Origin of the sequence: Duncaniella freteri (genome assembly GCF_004766125.1) — a bacterium.
Taxonomy (GTDB): Bacteria; Bacteroidota; Bacteroidia; order Bacteroidales; family Muribaculaceae; genus Duncaniella; species Duncaniella freteri.
The window spans coordinates 2059078-2073582 of the sequence record NZ_SJSA01000001.1; the positions used below are offsets into that span (position 1 = coordinate 2059078).

General features: G+C 44.7%; 16 protein-coding genes and 1 pseudogene. 4 read left to right on the top strand and 13 right to left on the bottom strand.

Features of this window, described 5'->3' with window-relative positions; genetic code table 11:
* Window position 1: 1 nt before the first annotated feature.
* Together EZ315_RS08890 and EZ315_RS16860 are read right to left on the bottom strand one after the other, a co-directional pair.
* The gene (locus EZ315_RS08890) at window positions 2-1201 is read right to left on the bottom strand and encodes an AAA family ATPase (protein WP_107037032.1); all 1200 of its coding nucleotides are present in this window, start codon (window positions 1199-1201) and stop codon (window positions 2-4) included.
* A 366-nt stretch (window positions 1202-1567) separates the two neighbouring features.
* Window positions 1568-1702 (bottom strand): hypothetical protein, encoded by a 135-nt coding sequence (locus EZ315_RS16860; RefSeq protein WP_262709753.1) that lies wholly within the window; start codon window positions 1700-1702, stop codon window positions 1568-1570.
* A gap of 344 nt (window positions 1703-2046) precedes the next feature.
* On the opposite strand from EZ315_RS16860, the gene EZ315_RS08900 reads away from it, so the two are divergent.
* The 4 genes from EZ315_RS08900 to EZ315_RS08915 are packed head-to-tail and all read left to right on the top strand — an operon-like array spanning window position 2047 to window position 4260.
* Complete coding sequence (locus tag EZ315_RS08900) at window positions 2047-2262, top strand: hypothetical protein (RefSeq protein ID WP_135471740.1); 216 nt, start codon at window positions 2047-2049, stop codon at window positions 2260-2262.
* Window positions 2263-2275: 13 nt separating this feature from the next.
* Window positions 2276-2728, top strand: coding sequence for a PcfK-like family protein (locus EZ315_RS08905; protein ID WP_135471741.1), 453 nt, complete (start codon window positions 2276-2278; stop codon window positions 2726-2728).
* Between the two features lie 11 nt (window positions 2729-2739).
* On the top strand, window positions 2740-4002 hold the full coding sequence (locus tag EZ315_RS08910) for a PcfJ domain-containing protein (RefSeq protein WP_135471742.1): 1263 nt from the start codon (window positions 2740-2742) through the stop codon (window positions 4000-4002).
* 60 nt (window positions 4003-4062) lie between these two features.
* Window positions 4063-4260 carry a DUF3873 family protein gene (locus tag EZ315_RS08915; protein WP_135471743.1) on the top strand — a complete coding sequence of 66 codons (198 nt, stop codon included), beginning with the start codon at window positions 4063-4065 and terminating at the stop codon, window positions 4258-4260.
* A gap of 111 nt (window positions 4261-4371) precedes the next feature.
* Here the strand turns inward: EZ315_RS08915 and EZ315_RS08920 are convergent, their stop codons facing one another.
* The 11 genes and pseudogenes from EZ315_RS08920 to EZ315_RS08970 form a co-directional block, all read right to left on the bottom strand.
* Window positions 4372-4710, bottom strand: coding sequence for a hypothetical protein (locus EZ315_RS08920; RefSeq protein ID WP_135471744.1), 339 nt, complete (start codon window positions 4708-4710; stop codon window positions 4372-4374).
* A 20-nt stretch (window positions 4711-4730) separates the two neighbouring features.
* Window positions 4731-5846, bottom strand: a complete 1116-nt coding sequence (locus tag EZ315_RS08925; protein WP_135471745.1) for a hypothetical protein — start codon at window positions 5844-5846, stop codon at window positions 4731-4733.
* Window positions 5847-5936: 90 nt separating this feature from the next.
* The gene (locus EZ315_RS08930) at window positions 5937-7277 is read right to left on the bottom strand and encodes a SanA/YdcF family protein (protein WP_135471746.1); all 1341 of its coding nucleotides are present in this window, start codon (window positions 7275-7277) and stop codon (window positions 5937-5939) included.
* On the bottom strand, window positions 7264-7914 hold the full coding sequence (locus EZ315_RS08935; RefSeq protein ID WP_137070933.1) for a hypothetical protein: 651 nt from the start codon (window positions 7912-7914) through the stop codon (window positions 7264-7266). Before EZ315_RS08935 ends, EZ315_RS08930 begins: the two co-directional genes overlap by 14 nt.
* Before the next feature lie 14 nt (window positions 7915-7928).
* The gene (locus EZ315_RS08940) at window positions 7929-8708 is read right to left on the bottom strand and encodes a hypothetical protein (protein WP_135471748.1); all 780 of its coding nucleotides are present in this window, start codon (window positions 8706-8708) and stop codon (window positions 7929-7931) included.
* A gap of 157 nt (window positions 8709-8865) precedes the next feature.
* Complete coding sequence (locus EZ315_RS08945) at window positions 8866-9990, bottom strand: energy transducer TonB (RefSeq protein WP_135471749.1); 1125 nt, start codon at window positions 9988-9990, stop codon at window positions 8866-8868.
* 104 nt (window positions 9991-10094) lie between these two features.
* The gene (istB, locus tag EZ315_RS08950; protein WP_135471433.1) at window positions 10095-10817 is read right to left on the bottom strand and encodes an IS21-like element helper ATPase IstB; all 723 of its coding nucleotides are present in this window, start codon (window positions 10815-10817) and stop codon (window positions 10095-10097) included.
* A 33-nt stretch (window positions 10818-10850) separates the two neighbouring features.
* Window positions 10851-12404 (bottom strand): IS21 family transposase, encoded by a 1554-nt coding sequence (gene istA, locus EZ315_RS08955; RefSeq protein ID WP_135471434.1) that lies wholly within the window; start codon window positions 12402-12404, stop codon window positions 10851-10853.
* A 310-nt stretch (window positions 12405-12714) separates the two neighbouring features.
* A pseudogene (locus tag EZ315_RS08960) lies at window positions 12715-12882 on the bottom strand (adenine-specific methyltransferase EcoRI family protein); the annotation flags it as partial.
* 249 nt (window positions 12883-13131) lie between these two features.
* Window positions 13132-14118 (bottom strand): bacteriophage abortive infection AbiH family protein, encoded by a 987-nt coding sequence (locus tag EZ315_RS08965; protein WP_135471750.1) that lies wholly within the window; start codon window positions 14116-14118, stop codon window positions 13132-13134.
* A gap of 11 nt (window positions 14119-14129) precedes the next feature.
* On the bottom strand, window positions 14130-14495 hold the full coding sequence (locus EZ315_RS08970) for a hypothetical protein (protein ID WP_135471751.1): 366 nt from the start codon (window positions 14493-14495) through the stop codon (window positions 14130-14132).
* Window positions 14496-14505 lie beyond the last annotated feature (10 nt).

Genomic DNA, 14505 nt, shown 5'->3' on the forward strand with positions numbered 1-14505 from the left:
CTCATTCCTGATTTAAGATGAACGGCGAACCCAACACAGGTTTTGACCCAAACCGACCGATACGATAGGAATTGTAGAGTGAGTGTTCCCTGCGGAGGCCGAGTTTGTCAGCGCGGGTATATTCAGATGCCGCCGTTTCAGATGACTTCTCTACGAACCACACTGATTGACGGTTTTCATTAAACTGATCTTCTGAAAGCAATGTCATCTCCTGTGTTGTGAAAAACAACTGCGATTGGCACGAATTGGCAAGGAAGACCTGAATATAATACAGTAGCAGATCATAATGCAAATCCTCGCCTAATTCGTCAAGCATATAGATATGGTCTCCGGTTATGGCATTATACAGATAGTTAAGATCAACCAGATATTTAATTGTTCCGGCAGACTGTGTGGAGAGAGGCAACATGAAGTTACCTTCATCTGATGTATTTACAAATTCCACATGATTTTCGACACCATCCGATATGACGCTGAAATTTGAAATATTGAAATCAGCCTTTTTCAACATCTGTATGAAGAATTCTTTCTTTTTCTCATCCTGACTTACTTCCTTCAAAAGAGAGACGAGGCTTTCACCGTCATTGCTGACTCCATGTACATGGGACTTAATCCAATTGTACAGTGCCGCAATCTTACATGCGTCTTCCGGCAAGGACACTTTTCCATACGTAGAGAGGACCGAATGATTGTTGAGAGTATGCTCTTTCAGAACCCGGAGGGTCTTCGCCTTTATCCCGATGCTTGTTCCAAATTTAATCTCGCATTGTCTGTCTTCACCGGCAAACTCGCGTTCATAAAACAGAGACTTGCTCTTATTGGGATAGTAATTCAATTCCTCTCTGATGATATGGCTTTCGAGATATGAAATCATATAATCATATCTGATACCGTCGGCATAAAAAGACACGAACATCTTTGTCGGCTGATTCTTGATCAAAGCAAAAGGCATTTCAGAATGTACTCTTTCATTTCGATCCTTACGGTCAATGAACATAAGTTCAAAAGCATTCTGCATCGCTTTGAGCATATTCGATTTGCCCGAAGCGTTGGCTCCGAATATTATTCCCACACGGCCAAGATGAACTCCTTTTGAGATTTCGGCACTCATCCAGTTTTCATCATCGCCGTCCGTCTCGAAGTTCATCGTTTGGCGTTCCCGAATTGACAGGTAGTTTTCAGTCCAGAATTCGCGTATCATTTTGTGTTTTATCTAAAATTTAAGCCTATATTACAGGCTGACTGCAAAATTAGCTATAATTTTTGGCGTTTCCAAGAAAATCAAGGCTAAATCTGGTAGATGCTTTATTCAGATGCGATTTTCAGCAATGTAAACTCCAGAGAGGCGTGACGGCTGAGCTTGTCATCGCATAGCGAAGCATTGTCAGGTAATGGCAATGCCGTCAGCGGCGTTTGCCGGAGGCTGCTCTACCGCAGACCGCATTACCAAATGTTAAGAGCGGGCTAAACACCGAGTTGCTGAACGCCGGAGCCGGAGCTTCGCCAATCCTGCTCTTGCTTATCCGCAACTCCGTATTCTTAACGCCCGCTCCATTGCTTGTTTCTTTTAGCCGTCGCGCCACTCTTCCGTTGTCTGCACTCCACGATGCGAAAGAACGTGACGGCCTCCGTATATTACGGCAAGCCTCCATTTCCTGATTCCGTCGCATACATTCGCCTTTCCGGGAGTGTGGCATTTCAAATTTCATGTAGGTAACACTTCGACTGATTTTAGAAAAAACATTTCCGTATGTCGGTTATTCTGTGTCTCCAAAGAGGCACTTCGGCTCTATGTTTATTCGGCAATTTCAACATAATGCAATCAACTGTTGGAAAGCATATTCGCTCGTGATGGAATAACGTGCCGGGAACGGGCTATTCTTTTGCCGCCTGTCAGAAAAATCTCCAGCCCTACGGGTAGTATTTTTCTGCCGTCGGCGAACAGCCCGCTATTTCCCCGTCACGCAGGGATAGTAAACGAGCGAACATACTTCAAACAGTGATTAGACGCATTAAGCGGAAAATCAAATAAAAAAATATCGCCTTATGACACAGAATAACCGACATATTAGAAATACGAGCTTCACACCATCACCAGCTCATACCGCATTAAGACGGCTGACTAAGGTGGTCGGGATAATACTCGGAATGATAATCGGGATTGTCCTTTGGGTGGTAGTGAAACCGATGATAAGAGGTATCGGGTGGCTCATCAGCATACTGACCCTTATCGCAATGATATACGTTGTATTAACATTCTAAAATATATACGACTATGGCAAACGAAATGAAATCATCAAACGCAGTTATGGATGTTGTCCGTAACTATATGGAGGAGCGTTGCGCAAGCGACCCTATCCTCGCTATCAAATATGCAAATCCGGCCAAATCATTGGAAAAGGCTCTGAACTATGTGGCTCACGAGGTGCAGAAAAGCGGACTCACCATTATGGACTCGGATAGCGTGTTCTCTCTAATCCTTCACTATTACGATGAGAATTTGGAGGATGTCCCCAATGTCAACTGCAAGATAGCGGTCGCAAAGGAACTCACCGATACCGAGAGAGCCGAAGCAAAGGAACAGGCTCTGGAGCAGTACAAGGAGGAACAACTCCGAGAACTCCGCAGACAGAACCAGCCGAAGGCAACCGCACCCAAGCACACCACCGCACCGAAAGCAGGTGAAGAAATCAATGTTCAACCCAATCTCTTCGGAGATGACTTCTAAAGCATACGACTATGAAACCGAGAAACAAGAAGCAAGAGCAGATATTGGCAATGAGTGGGCAGCTTCGCCCACTCACCACCGCCCAAAAGCAGTGGGCACTGACCCATACAATTGACAACTATGCCCTTAAATTCAAGAAAGGGAAAGCCGTATGTCTGATATGCGGTCACGAGTGGGAAGCCGAGGAAGGAATGTGCCGTTGCCCACATTGTGGCGCAAAGGTTGAGGTCAAGGCTACCACTCAGCGAGTTGTAAGGGAGAGGTCATACTTCAACATCATCACCGCAGTCAAGGGTTTTCAAGTAATCCGAATGTTTCTGATGATTGTGGAGTTCCGCAAGGGTATGAAGGCAAATCCCGGCTTTGTTGAAATCGGCTCCTATTGGATTGACAAGCACGGACACACCACAGTTGTAGGGCTTCAGCGCACATTAGGTCACTACATTGACTCATTCGCTTTCGGCTCTCCATTGGAAATCAGACACGACAATGACGCATTTTGGCACATCGCCAACCAATGGGTATATCCCCGAATCAAGGTGACTGACACAATCAAGCGCAACGGATACACAACGTATGCCTATGGCGCTCACCCCGTGACTATGTTTCAGCAGTTGCTCACCAACCCCAAGGCTGAAACTCTGATGAAAGCCGGAGAGGGAGGGTTGTTCCGCTACCTCTGCCACCACCCTAAAGAGGTTGACAAATATTGGGACACAATCAAGGTGGCACGCAGGGCAGGTTACAAGATTGACGACCCGCAGATGTGGTTTGACTACATCAAGATGTTGGATAGAATGGGCAGAGACCTCCATTCCCCCACGTTGGTAGCGCCAAAAGACCTTAAAGCCGTACACGATGAATATGTGGCAAAGGCTGAACGTCAGCGTATCAAGGAGCAGAGAGAGAAAGACCGCAAGAGAGCGGAGGAAGATGAAGCCAAGTTTGAGGAACTCAAAGGCAGATACACCGGATTGGTGATGACAGACGGAGAAATCGTTGTCCATACCCTCAACTCCGTAGCCGAGTATTACGATGAGGGAAGCCGTCAGCACATCTGCGTAGGTTCATCATCCTACTACCTCAAAGAGAACACATTGGTATTCACCGCCAAAATCAAGGACAAGACAATCGCCACGATTGAAATCTCCCTCAAAGACTACTCAATCATTCAATGCAGGGCATTTGCCAACAAGGTCTGCCAATATCAAGACCGCATTGCCCAAATCATCAGCGACAATATCAAGATGATAGCCGAGAGAAAGAGAGCATAAGTTTAATCCGACCTCCACCGCACCGGTGGAGGTCACAATACCCCACCAGCTATGACACACATGACACAAAACGGAATATCGACCACGCAGAGAGGTCAAGAGCAATACGAAGCCTTCTACTATACTCATAGAGGTGAACGAGTGGAACAAATTATGTATGATTATCGTACCGAGTATGGCGAACTATTCTCCGTGGTAGCACCCACCCTTAAAGAGTGCCGACAGAAGCGAGACGAATGGCTCGCCAAGAAAAAATAGCCAATAGTCGTAATATACGCCAAAGCGGTGCAGCCCTGTGAAGAGTTGCACCGCTGATTTACTCTCAAAATTTCCAAAAATTTCGGCCGCCTTTAGAGGCGGCGAATACCATTAGTAATCCATCGGATAACTTAATCCAACATGAGGTTCTGAAATTGGCAATTGTTCCTCCAACATAATAGTGAGCTTTTCTTTAGTTACTACGGCTCCTACATCATCTGCAATTATAAGGTTTGCAATCAACATCTTTTCTTTTTCTTCGCCTGACAGTTCAGTCCATGATTTACTCTTATGAGTTTCCCAATAATCCCATGCAGAAATTTCAGTTTCTTTTTTGTATGCAATACCTGAAGCTACGCAGTACATCATTAAAACTATAATGCAGATGAATACTATCGCAATAATAATGAAACCTAATATGATATATACAATTGTTGCTAAAAAGCTCATGTATCGGTAGATTAAAAGATTTATTTTATACAATTTGTTCGCATTGCAAGGGTTATGGTTTCTCCGACTAAGGCTATATTGGCGAGAAGATAGCGTCGCTTACCATTCCATGATACTGTATGACCTGCGATTTCAGCGGTTTTTAGCAGATGTTTTCGTAGGTCAGTGTCGTTGAAATATGTGGCACAGCCTATGCCGAAGGCTGTGCCTGACGGACTAAGCCCGAAGATTATAGGCCCGGCATCCATATCCATTCCAAGAAAGCCACTGCCATCGGGATATTCCTTGAATCCGGTCAGCCATGAATCTTTCAGAAAAGCTTCTTTGAGATGTGAGTATTGCTCTTTAGCAAATTCCGAGTCTATCTGCGTGAGGTAATATGTGTTGAGAGTTGAATAGGATCCCTTGATTGGTGACAGTACAGAGGTGTTACCATCAAGAGGGAGAAAAGAGCGGAGCAACCCTGTTTCGCTGTCAATCCATTCCGATTTAGCCCGTTGAATCCAACGGTTGACGGTGTTTTGGTATTTCCCATTGTTTAGCTGGGCATAATCTGTGAGCGCTACAATGGCAACGAGCATATCGGGTATGTATATGTCCTCACCGGGATATGTAGGAAGATTCATACATTCAGACTCCAGTATCCGGCGATTCATCGCTTTACAAAGTGAGTCATGGAGCGCGTTGTAATTATCACCTCCGCCGATTTTGCGATAGTTGCCTATCATCCATGCCAAATGGCTCAGATATGATATATGGCTCTTATCTCCGGCAATCGAATCTAACGGATCTTCTCCCCAACGCATCTTGTCATATAGTCTCAGTTCCGGAGATTTAACTATCTGAATGAGGCTATCTATTGTATTTATTGATTCCTGTTTGGTTTCGGGATAAAGAATCGAAATGTTAGAAAAAGCCTTTGAAAACATAGAGCAGGAATACAATGCCCATTCGCCTTGAAATTGCAGTCCCAATCCTCCCGGCATTTCCTTCAACAACTGTCGAGGCTCAACGACAATTTTATCTACGAGCCAATTCTTTCGCTGAAGAATATCATTTTTCTCTTTCTGTTGGCTTCCAATGCTCCAACAACCCCAAACTACCCATGCCACTTTAATCAGCACAAGTACAACCATACTGACAAGCAAAATTTTATGTCTGAGTATCCAACATTTTATTTTACTTAGAATTTGTGCCATACAGAGTCTTTTTCAAGTGACAAGATATTACTGTTTTACTTTCAATACAACAAAATTTGAGGCGTAAGGGAGCGGTTTATTGTGAAGGTATTTGGGGGAGGACTCATCTGCATTAAGGCGATAGAAGCAGTAGTTCCAACCTTGCCCCATGTCGGTGTAAAGAGCCTCTTTTACACCTTGTGAGAGTAAGGCGTTGATGAAGTTGCCGAAGGTGACAATGCCGAGACTCTCATATAGAGCCAACTGGTTTTCTTTGTTGAGGCATAGGGCACGGAAAACGTTCTTGTTGCCCAATTTTCGAGCCGTCTTCACACCTTTACAATGGTGTATCATCATTTCCTGTGCAAAGCCCATTCCACCTTCTCTTGCTGCCTTTTCCATTGCTGATTGATAATCGTCATAGAAGAACTGAGGGCCGGAAAGTGGTGACCATGTGAAAGCACCGGTGTTTCGCTTGCAACGATAACCTCTATATATCTTGCCTCCCGAAACATGGTTCCCGGCTATATTGATGTGTCCTTTGCCTGATGTTGACCCGGTGAAAGCTCCTGCAAAAGCCAAAACGATAGAATCGTTGTCGGCTGAGGGTATCTCACCGCAAATCATATCCATAGTTAAGCGACTCATATCTGGCTTCAGGCAAATTAAATCTCCATATTCTGTTTGTATATGTGATTCTGACAAGAACTCCAGTTTTGACTCAGTAAAATCACTGACCATTGACTCCTTGATGTCGGGTTGCACATCTCTGACAATATCAATGAAAAGTTTTACGCGGGCAAGGACCTCACGCCCACGATTACGCCACCATGATGTACGACGACCGGGGGTCTTGGCATTATATCCGATTGCATCTATTCCAAGATGTTTGGATTGATACAAGGCACGCTCGTTATGGTATTCTTGCGAAATTATTACGATTGAGTCCAGCCGATACACATCACGCATCTTAGCTATTGAGTTAAGTGTGCGAGTGCCGTCATAGTCAAGAACTATGTGGATTGAATCGACTCCCTGCTTTATCAGAGAATCACGCATAGCCACCGGCTCATCATATCCGTTCTCTGTATTGCGATAATCGCCACCACTGACTACAAGCCAATCAACTTTACCGGTGTTATATAGGTCTGCGGCCGCTTTTATACGATGATCAAAGTAATAGTTCCTTCGCCCATTCCATGTAGATATGGGCGAAGTGCCAAGCACAAGCCCGACCTTACGATGTGGCATATCCTCCACTGAATCATAAAGCCGATCCTTAGCGGCATGATTAACCATTCGGTCGCATACAACCATGACTATTACCAACGAGGCAATAAGAGCACCTGAAGCCCACGCAATTCTTTTAGCAATCTTATTTTTTAGCATACGGAGAATTGTATTTTTCAAGGATTACGTGTTCAAGGTCAAGGGAATCGACCATTACGCCGTCTTCGTCAAAGACTTGAAGGAAAGTATAGCGACCGGCAATGTCAGGGTTAGAGACATATCTGTATGAGCGGAAAATCAAATATCCTTCTTCTGTACGGCCAAGCAATCCGCTATTAGCCGGAATGTATTTTGCTGTATGCCTGTCCACGTCAATGAAGTGAGAGAATTCATTACGACAATCCGGGACTCCCTCCACGATGAGTTGGAGGGGATTATCATTGATAATGTAAGCTCTGGATATGGCTGTGATAGAATCAATCGGAACATCAATCCACTGGTCTCCATCGCTCATATACCAGCAATGCCAGTCGGGTCTCACTGTTTGCAGAAGCTTCTTTTCAGAACCGTCTGATTTATTGTGTATCCATAGAGCAATTATCGGCACGTCAAATTCATCTTTGGCAGAGTCAACTACTTCACAAAGAATTTGAACGCTATCGTTTTCTGCAAGAATATCTTTGTTGGCTATAGGATTATTGTGAGCCTTTTCGCATCCCAATAAAGAAATTTGAGCAAAAGCAACAATTACAACTGAAACTATCAGAGCCCGATAGATTAAAAATTTAGGTTTCATTATTCGTTGGATTTTCATCGCTTAGCCTTTATGAAAAGCCAGTTGGTTTGATAAGTAGATTTATAATCGAAGAGTTTAATGGCGGGAGACTCAGTATTCTCGCGATACCAACCATAGTTCCAGCCTCTACCCATATCAAGATAGAGAGCATCGCTAACGCCCATTTCTATCAGAGAGTTGATGAAATCGTTTAATGGTAATGCTTTTGTCGATTGGATAACAGCAAAACTACCGTCATTCAAAATACATGCACTCCTATATATATTGGGGGTTGCCTGCTTAATGGGCGTTCCCTTATAAACGTTCTTTCCGTTCTGTACCATTAGAATTTGTTGGAAGAGGGTGCCTCCATTTTCCTGTGCTTTGGCAATCCATTCATCACAATGTTGAGAAGATGATATGGTGTAGATTTTCTTGTCAGCGTAAAGGAATCCGGTATTCGCCTTACACTTGTACCCTTTATGGAAGACACCATCAATAACGTAATCACCACCGATGTTCGTTGTTTTGAACTCTTTAAGTAACTCTCCCGTAAAAGCCGCCTCAACACACAATCCTATTGTCGAATCAGTTTCAGAAGGTATAACGGAGTCCACCATTGAAATATAAGCAGTCTCATTGTTCATCTTTAACATGATGAATGGCATGGAATCTATTTCCATATTCGACACAGTTACAAGTGTGTCAGGCACAGAATCTTCAATTATTTCCTTTTGCTCATTTACAGCCTTAGTTGACGATACTTGACATGATGCCAGAATCGTCGAGACTAAAATTATTGGTAAATATCTCATCGATCTGATATTTTACGGTTTTGATATTATTCAACTCCTGTTGTTGCTATATGTATTCAGTGTGATGAACGATATAATCTCTGCCATAGTCATTATTTCCCCAGATTCCTGAAAACGCATATCATATAATCTGTTTGCATAAAATCCGTAGACAGCGTTATTCAATCCATTTTGGAAGTTCGACCCTTTTCGGGTCAGCATCTTCAGCCATTTTCATATACTTTGCAGCTTTCTCTGAATTACCGAGTTTTTCTCCATATACTTGACTGAGCATTGCTAATGCACCAGCACCTTGAGGAGATTTCGCCAGTTTCTTTACATTAGGCTCATACAATTTCACAATTTCATTGAAATCAGTCAAGAAAAAAATCTTAAGTGACATCATATGGCCGTATTGATCCCAGAGTTGACGTTTCTCACTAATTGGAATAAGTTTGTCCATTAACGTATTCGCACGTTCACGAAGTGTCGGAGTTGGCATTTCAAGGTATGTCCATAACAATGCGAAGTGCGGATAAAGATCATCCGGGTCAATTAAATTCATCTGTTCGGCCAACCATTCCATAGGAAATGCTGCACTGGCTCCAGTCCCGTTTAGCTTGTTCCATCGAGTGAGTTCATCAATGCCAAATTCATAGATAGCATAGTTATCAGCAGATTTCTGATTGGCATTGTTCATTTTTACAATACGCTCCAATGGGCCAATGGAATACGGATTGATGTGGAAAGCCTCTTTGAAGTATGCGGTGGCATGAGGCAGATTATTTTCTGATTGAGCCTTCAGCCCTAAATCCATCATCTCTTGATAGCCGATAGAATCAATAGGCACAGCATCGAAGTAATCATCATCTTCATCCTGCTCAGAGTTCAATTTGAAGTTTATAGGGAGAGTAAACCACGTCTTTACTGCCTCCCCGTTCTTTTCTCCGGGTTTAAAACCTTTCAGGAGTGACACAACACGGAGCGCCTCTTGATTAAGAACAGGATATTTGCCCGACATTATCTCAGGATATTCAACATCGCCTTTTGTGTTAACAATAAACTTTACAATTACCTTGTCTTGGAGGTTATTGGCCATCGCCTCCTGAGGATACACAAGATTCTGTGAAAGGAATCTCATCAGCGCATTTATACCACCGGGATATTCCGGCTGTTTATCTGGAACTTCATCCACATATTCATTATCGGGTACGATAGAGATTTCCGTGTAATGCTGGGCAAGCATAGGCACAAAAGAAGATACTATAAAGGCTAAAGCTGTAAAGAGAATATTGATCTTCATAATTATACAATTATTTTGAAACTGGACGAATAGGTAGGTGGAAAAACCGGAGCAGACTGGGACAGTGCGCCGGAGCAGACTGGGACACTTTTGATGCTGCAAAGTTAATGATTTTTTCTGAGACTGTCGCCTTTTAGCTCAAAACGTATCGCTGAGTGCACCATCCGGTCGAGTATGGCGTCGGCGGCGGTGGTGTTTGTCTCCAGACAGTCGTACCAGTCGGAGACGGGGATTTGCGAGGCTATGATTGTCGCCTTGCGGCCGTGGCGGTCCTCGATGATCTCCATAAGGTCGAGTATCTGCTCGTTGTTGAGTTTCTTGATTCCGAAGTCGTCGATTATGATCAGGTCGTAAGAGGCTATCTTCTCGAAGAGCCTCTTGGTCTGACGCTCGACTCTTGCCATGGCGAGGTCTTCCATGAGTTTGAGGATGCTCCAGTAGCGGGTCTTGAAGCCGGATATGCAGGCATGATGTCCGAGGGCCGATGCGAGCCAGCTTTTGCCCGTGCCGGTGGCTCCGGTTATGATCACAGGAATGCCGCGCCTGATGTATTCGCCGGCACACATCTGGGTGATGTATGCTTTGTCAAGACCACGCGCAGAGTCGTATGCGAGTTCGTCGACTGACACCTGATAGCGGAACCGGGCGTTTTTGAGAAGCCGGGCATTCCGGTTTGCCCGGCGCATGTCGTGTTCTCCCTGAAGGAGAAGACGGAGTCCGTCCACGATGTTGAGTGAAGTTGCCTGACGTGTTTCCATCAGGCTCTGCCATGTCTGCGCCATTCCCGGAAGGCGCATCTGTCGGAGTTCAGAAAGGATTCTTTCCATTGATTGTGTTGTTTTTATGTAAATGGTGGATTATTATGCGAAAGCCGCTTTTCCGCGGATGTTGGAGTGATTTCCGGGAGGCGTCAGTTCATCGGCGTTCTCACGGAAGCCCTCGCATTGTGTCTTGATGAGAGCCTTGACGAACCTGTAGCGCAGATTGCCGTGGCAGACGGCTATGGTACATGCCTGACGGAACAGGGCCGGGTCGCTGTCGCGTTGGAGACTGAAGAAGCCCTGGGCAGTGCGGAAGTATACCTGTTCGGGCTGTCCTCCGGCGAATATGGCCTCTATTATTGTCTTGAACTCGGGGCTGATGCGTTCGGCTTTGGATATGAAGTACTCGGCGCTGTATGCGCGGTATTCCCTTGATTTTGGAGGAAGGTGCTCCTCGACATAGGTGTAGTCGTTGCGGCGGTATGAGCGCATGTGTGTGGCCACGCATTCTCCCGAGTGATATACGCGTACCTGCGTGGCTGTGAAGGTGACATCCACCTGCTGCCCGATCAGACGGTAAGGCACGGAGTATGAGTTGCGGTTCGCCCCGAAGGTGATGAAGCTGTTCGGGGCCACCTTCAGTGTGGCGCGGCGTTTGAACTCGAACGGAGCCTGCGGTAGCGGAGCCAGCATCGGTTTCTCGGAGGCCAGGAAGCACTCACGCCGCGAGTAATCGCAGCCGGTCAGCCGCTTCTGGTTATAGCGGTCGACAAGCTCAGCGACTGCCTCGTTTAGTTCTTCCAGAGAGTGGAAGATGCGGTTGCGCAGCGGGGCGTAGATATGACGGTAGGCCTTGTTGACGGCATCCTCGACCAGAGCCTTGTCCTTGGGCTTGCGAACTCTCGCGGGCTGTGCCACACACAGATAGTGGTTGGCAAGGTCGTTCATGCCTGTAGTCAGGTCAGGTTCGTAGGAATCGGCCTTCTTGACCGCCGATTTCAGATTGTCAGGCACCAGTATCTTCGGGACACCTCCGAAAAACTCCAGAGCCCTGACCGTGGCCATCAGAAACTGCTCTATCCCCTGTGACCGCACGCACATGACAAAAGTCATGCCCGAGTACGGCATTATGGCCACATACGTCTCCACAAACACCTCCTCCCCTGTGTCAGTGTCAATATACGACAGACGGTCCCCGGCAAAGTCAATCAGCATCTTCTGTCCCGGCTGATACAGGTCGCGAAGTAACGTCGAGGGAGTGACCGCTTTCATATGCTGGGATATGTGATAGCGGAACTGCGACAGGCTGTAGCCGTCGGGGTGATCTCTGCGGTATTCCTCCCATAACAGCTGCGATGTGACATGCGGTTTTTTCAGTTCTTTCTCCAAAGCGGGCAGAAGTTCCTTCAGAACTTCCATCCGCTCATCGCAATACGCCGGGCTGCCCCCGTTGAAACGGTGGTTCAGAACCGTGTCCTCCAGCGCTATAAGTTCGCGTGTCGTAAGAGGGTCCGCCTCAGCTATCGACTTGTAGCGGCTGACTGTGTTCTTGCTGATATGGAGCGCTGAAGCAATTGAACGGATCGATTCCTTTTGCGACAGGCGTATCAGCACCTGCTTGATGATATTCATGCTTATCGGTTGTGTTGCCATGGCTATATTCCTTATTTATGGGAATATAGCTGAAAATCATCAAAAGTGTCCCAGCATGCTCCGGTTTTTTGCGCCAGGCGCCCGACAGCCAGAGACTTGCGTCAGAGCGACTGTCCCAGCATGCTCCGGTTTTCTGCGCGGCGCGGCGTGCTTTCGGCCATTTGTCCCAGCATGCTCCGGTTTTTACGCCTGTCGACCCCGAACTCAGGACGCAATTAGCTGATAATCAATCCTGCCTTCCGGCTCTAAAATGCAGATTTCGGCACTGTTTTATGCCTCCCATGCTGTCCCAGCATGCTCCGGTCTCTCCAAAATATTTGAAGAAATTGCTGACACGAGGATCATCGCAGTTGCACAGCACTGTCTTACCACGAAAGTGTTCGCGGTAATGGCGCAGCTCATTGTTTATGTCTTCAAGTTGAGTATAAAACTCATCTTTCTTGGCTTCCTTAGCCTTATTCAAGTTCTTGTTTGCCATTATCTCTATCCAAGAGATTGTGATGGCAAACAAAATCGTCTAAATCAATAAAATATCGCCATAGGCTGAGAGCGTTTGCTAAACAAACTCTACCTATGGCGTTTCTATTTTCGTTTCAAAATGAAATAATGCTGTTACAAACGGCGTTATTATTCAGGATATTGACTAACTTTGCATTTTGAATAAGTAACTCTTGGATAGAGATTTGGACGTTTGCTAAACATTCTTGCCAATCGTTGTTATATATAATCACTCAAATTCTTCAAATGGAATACACAACTGGTGTACTTGCATGATATCCTCTAAATTTACTACTCTGTAATCCGTAATTTCATTACTCTCACAAAATGAGTTTATCTTTTGAAGATTCTGATTCTTAAAGTCACTAAATTGCCATTGTGCATCTTTGAACTTTAATGCTAAATATTGTATATATGGCACATCTACATCTGATAAGGATAAACCATATATACAAATATTTTTTACTTCATCCATTGTCCCTATAAAATCAGCGAACCTATGTAAGAGCGTATCAACAGGTTTCCTTTGTGCGGCAACACCACTGATAGCCGCGTCCAGTGCAAGTTGTTCATGGAGTTCTTGTCCTACTGCGTTATCCTCATAAAATTGAGCAAGCTCATCCGAAGATATGTCTTCTGGAGGTTTGGGCAATTCAATACTGTTCAGTTGTTGGAGTTCATCAAAACTTTTCCCATGCCCTAAAATAAACTCCTCGTCATAATCAACACAACCATGAATGTGTAAAATGTGTTTAGGATTGATATTATATAAATTTTCCAGCGTTAGAGTGTAGTTGAAATTTACAAAGAGAGCCTCTTTAGCCTCCAATTTTATTTTTCTGGCATATACCGGTGTATTCAGTTGAATAATCCAATTATGGAAATCTTGTCTAAGAGAACAGAAAAGTCCCTCTAATTCCTGTTCGACTGCGATCTGAGCATCATTCCAAGTCCTATCGCAGTGTTCAGACATCAAATCTGGCTGATTCTCGAAAGCAATACCTCCACTATATTCTATAGCATTTAGGGATGCCAATTGGTTTTCAAAGTCTTTCCACCAATCAGAATCACAATCACCATAAATTTTATCAAACTGATAGAGTAAATCGCAATCATTTTCGGACAGCCATTCTCGGAAATTTCCATAGGAACTATTTATTCCATGATGTAAATCAAATCCGTTCCCGATAATATATAAACTGCTGATTGTAGCCATAGCTAATAGATCTAATCAAATATGATTTTGCCTTTTGTATAACCGTAGTTGGATTCTATTATCAGAACAACTTTCTCTGAGAATGATGCCCATTCGTGACAATAGCGGGTTTCAATACATAGATCAGTGTCTTTTACTTGATAGAGATTGTCCCCAATTTTCTTTACCTCAACCACATACTTGCCCTTGTCCACCTTTGTTGGTGATAGGATATATTCAACGTCAACGACCTTATCATATCTGCCGACAGCCTTCGTGCCAGATGTCGGTTTGATTACTGAGTAGAATTCGGATATGTCATAACTGCTTTCGGCATATGCAAAACGACACGACAATAGTAGCGATAAACAGAAAATTATTTTGCGGATATGTTTCATGATATTGTTG

Bases quoted from the DNA above. Each gene is read 5' to 3' on its own strand.
- EZ315_RS08920 (WP_135471744.1), bottom strand. From the start codon at position 4,710: ATGAGCTTTTTAGCAACAATTGTATATATCATATTAGGTTTCATTATT.
- EZ315_RS08890 (WP_107037032.1), bottom strand. From the start codon at position 1,201: ATGATACGCGAATTCTGGACTGAAAACTACCTGTCAATTCGGGAACGC.
- EZ315_RS08935 (WP_137070933.1), bottom strand. From the start codon at position 7,914: ATGAAACCTAAATTTTTAATCTATCGGGCTCTGATAGTTTCAGTTGTA.
- istA (WP_135471434.1), bottom strand. From the start codon at position 12,404: ATGGCAACACAACCGATAAGCATGAATATCATCAAGCAGGTGCTGATA.
- EZ315_RS08905 (WP_135471741.1), top strand. From the start codon at position 2,276: ATGGCAAACGAAATGAAATCATCAAACGCAGTTATGGATGTTGTCCGT.
- EZ315_RS08900 (WP_135471740.1), top strand. From the start codon at position 2,047: ATGACACAGAATAACCGACATATTAGAAATACGAGCTTCACACCATCA.
- EZ315_RS08915 (WP_135471743.1), top strand. From the start codon at position 4,063: ATGACACAAAACGGAATATCGACCACGCAGAGAGGTCAAGAGCAATAC.
- EZ315_RS08930 (WP_135471746.1), bottom strand. From the start codon at position 7,277: ATGCTAAAAAATAAGATTGCTAAAAGAATTGCGTGGGCTTCAGGTGCT.
- EZ315_RS08910 (WP_135471742.1), top strand. From the start codon at position 2,740: ATGAAACCGAGAAACAAGAAGCAAGAGCAGATATTGGCAATGAGTGGG.
- EZ315_RS08925 (WP_135471745.1), bottom strand. From the start codon at position 5,846: ATGGTTGTACTTGTGCTGATTAAAGTGGCATGGGTAGTTTGGGGTTGT.
- EZ315_RS08940 (WP_135471748.1), bottom strand. From the start codon at position 8,708: ATGAGATATTTACCAATAATTTTAGTCTCGACGATTCTGGCATCATGT.
- EZ315_RS08945 (WP_135471749.1), bottom strand. From the start codon at position 9,990: ATGAAGATCAATATTCTCTTTACAGCTTTAGCCTTTATAGTATCTTCT.
- EZ315_RS08965 (WP_135471750.1), bottom strand. From the start codon at position 14,118: ATGGCTACAATCAGCAGTTTATATATTATCGGGAACGGATTTGATTTA.
- istB (WP_135471433.1), bottom strand. From the start codon at position 10,817: ATGGAAAGAATCCTTTCTGAACTCCGACAGATGCGCCTTCCGGGAATG.
- EZ315_RS08970 (WP_135471751.1), bottom strand. From the start codon at position 14,495: ATGAAACATATCCGCAAAATAATTTTCTGTTTATCGCTACTATTGTCG.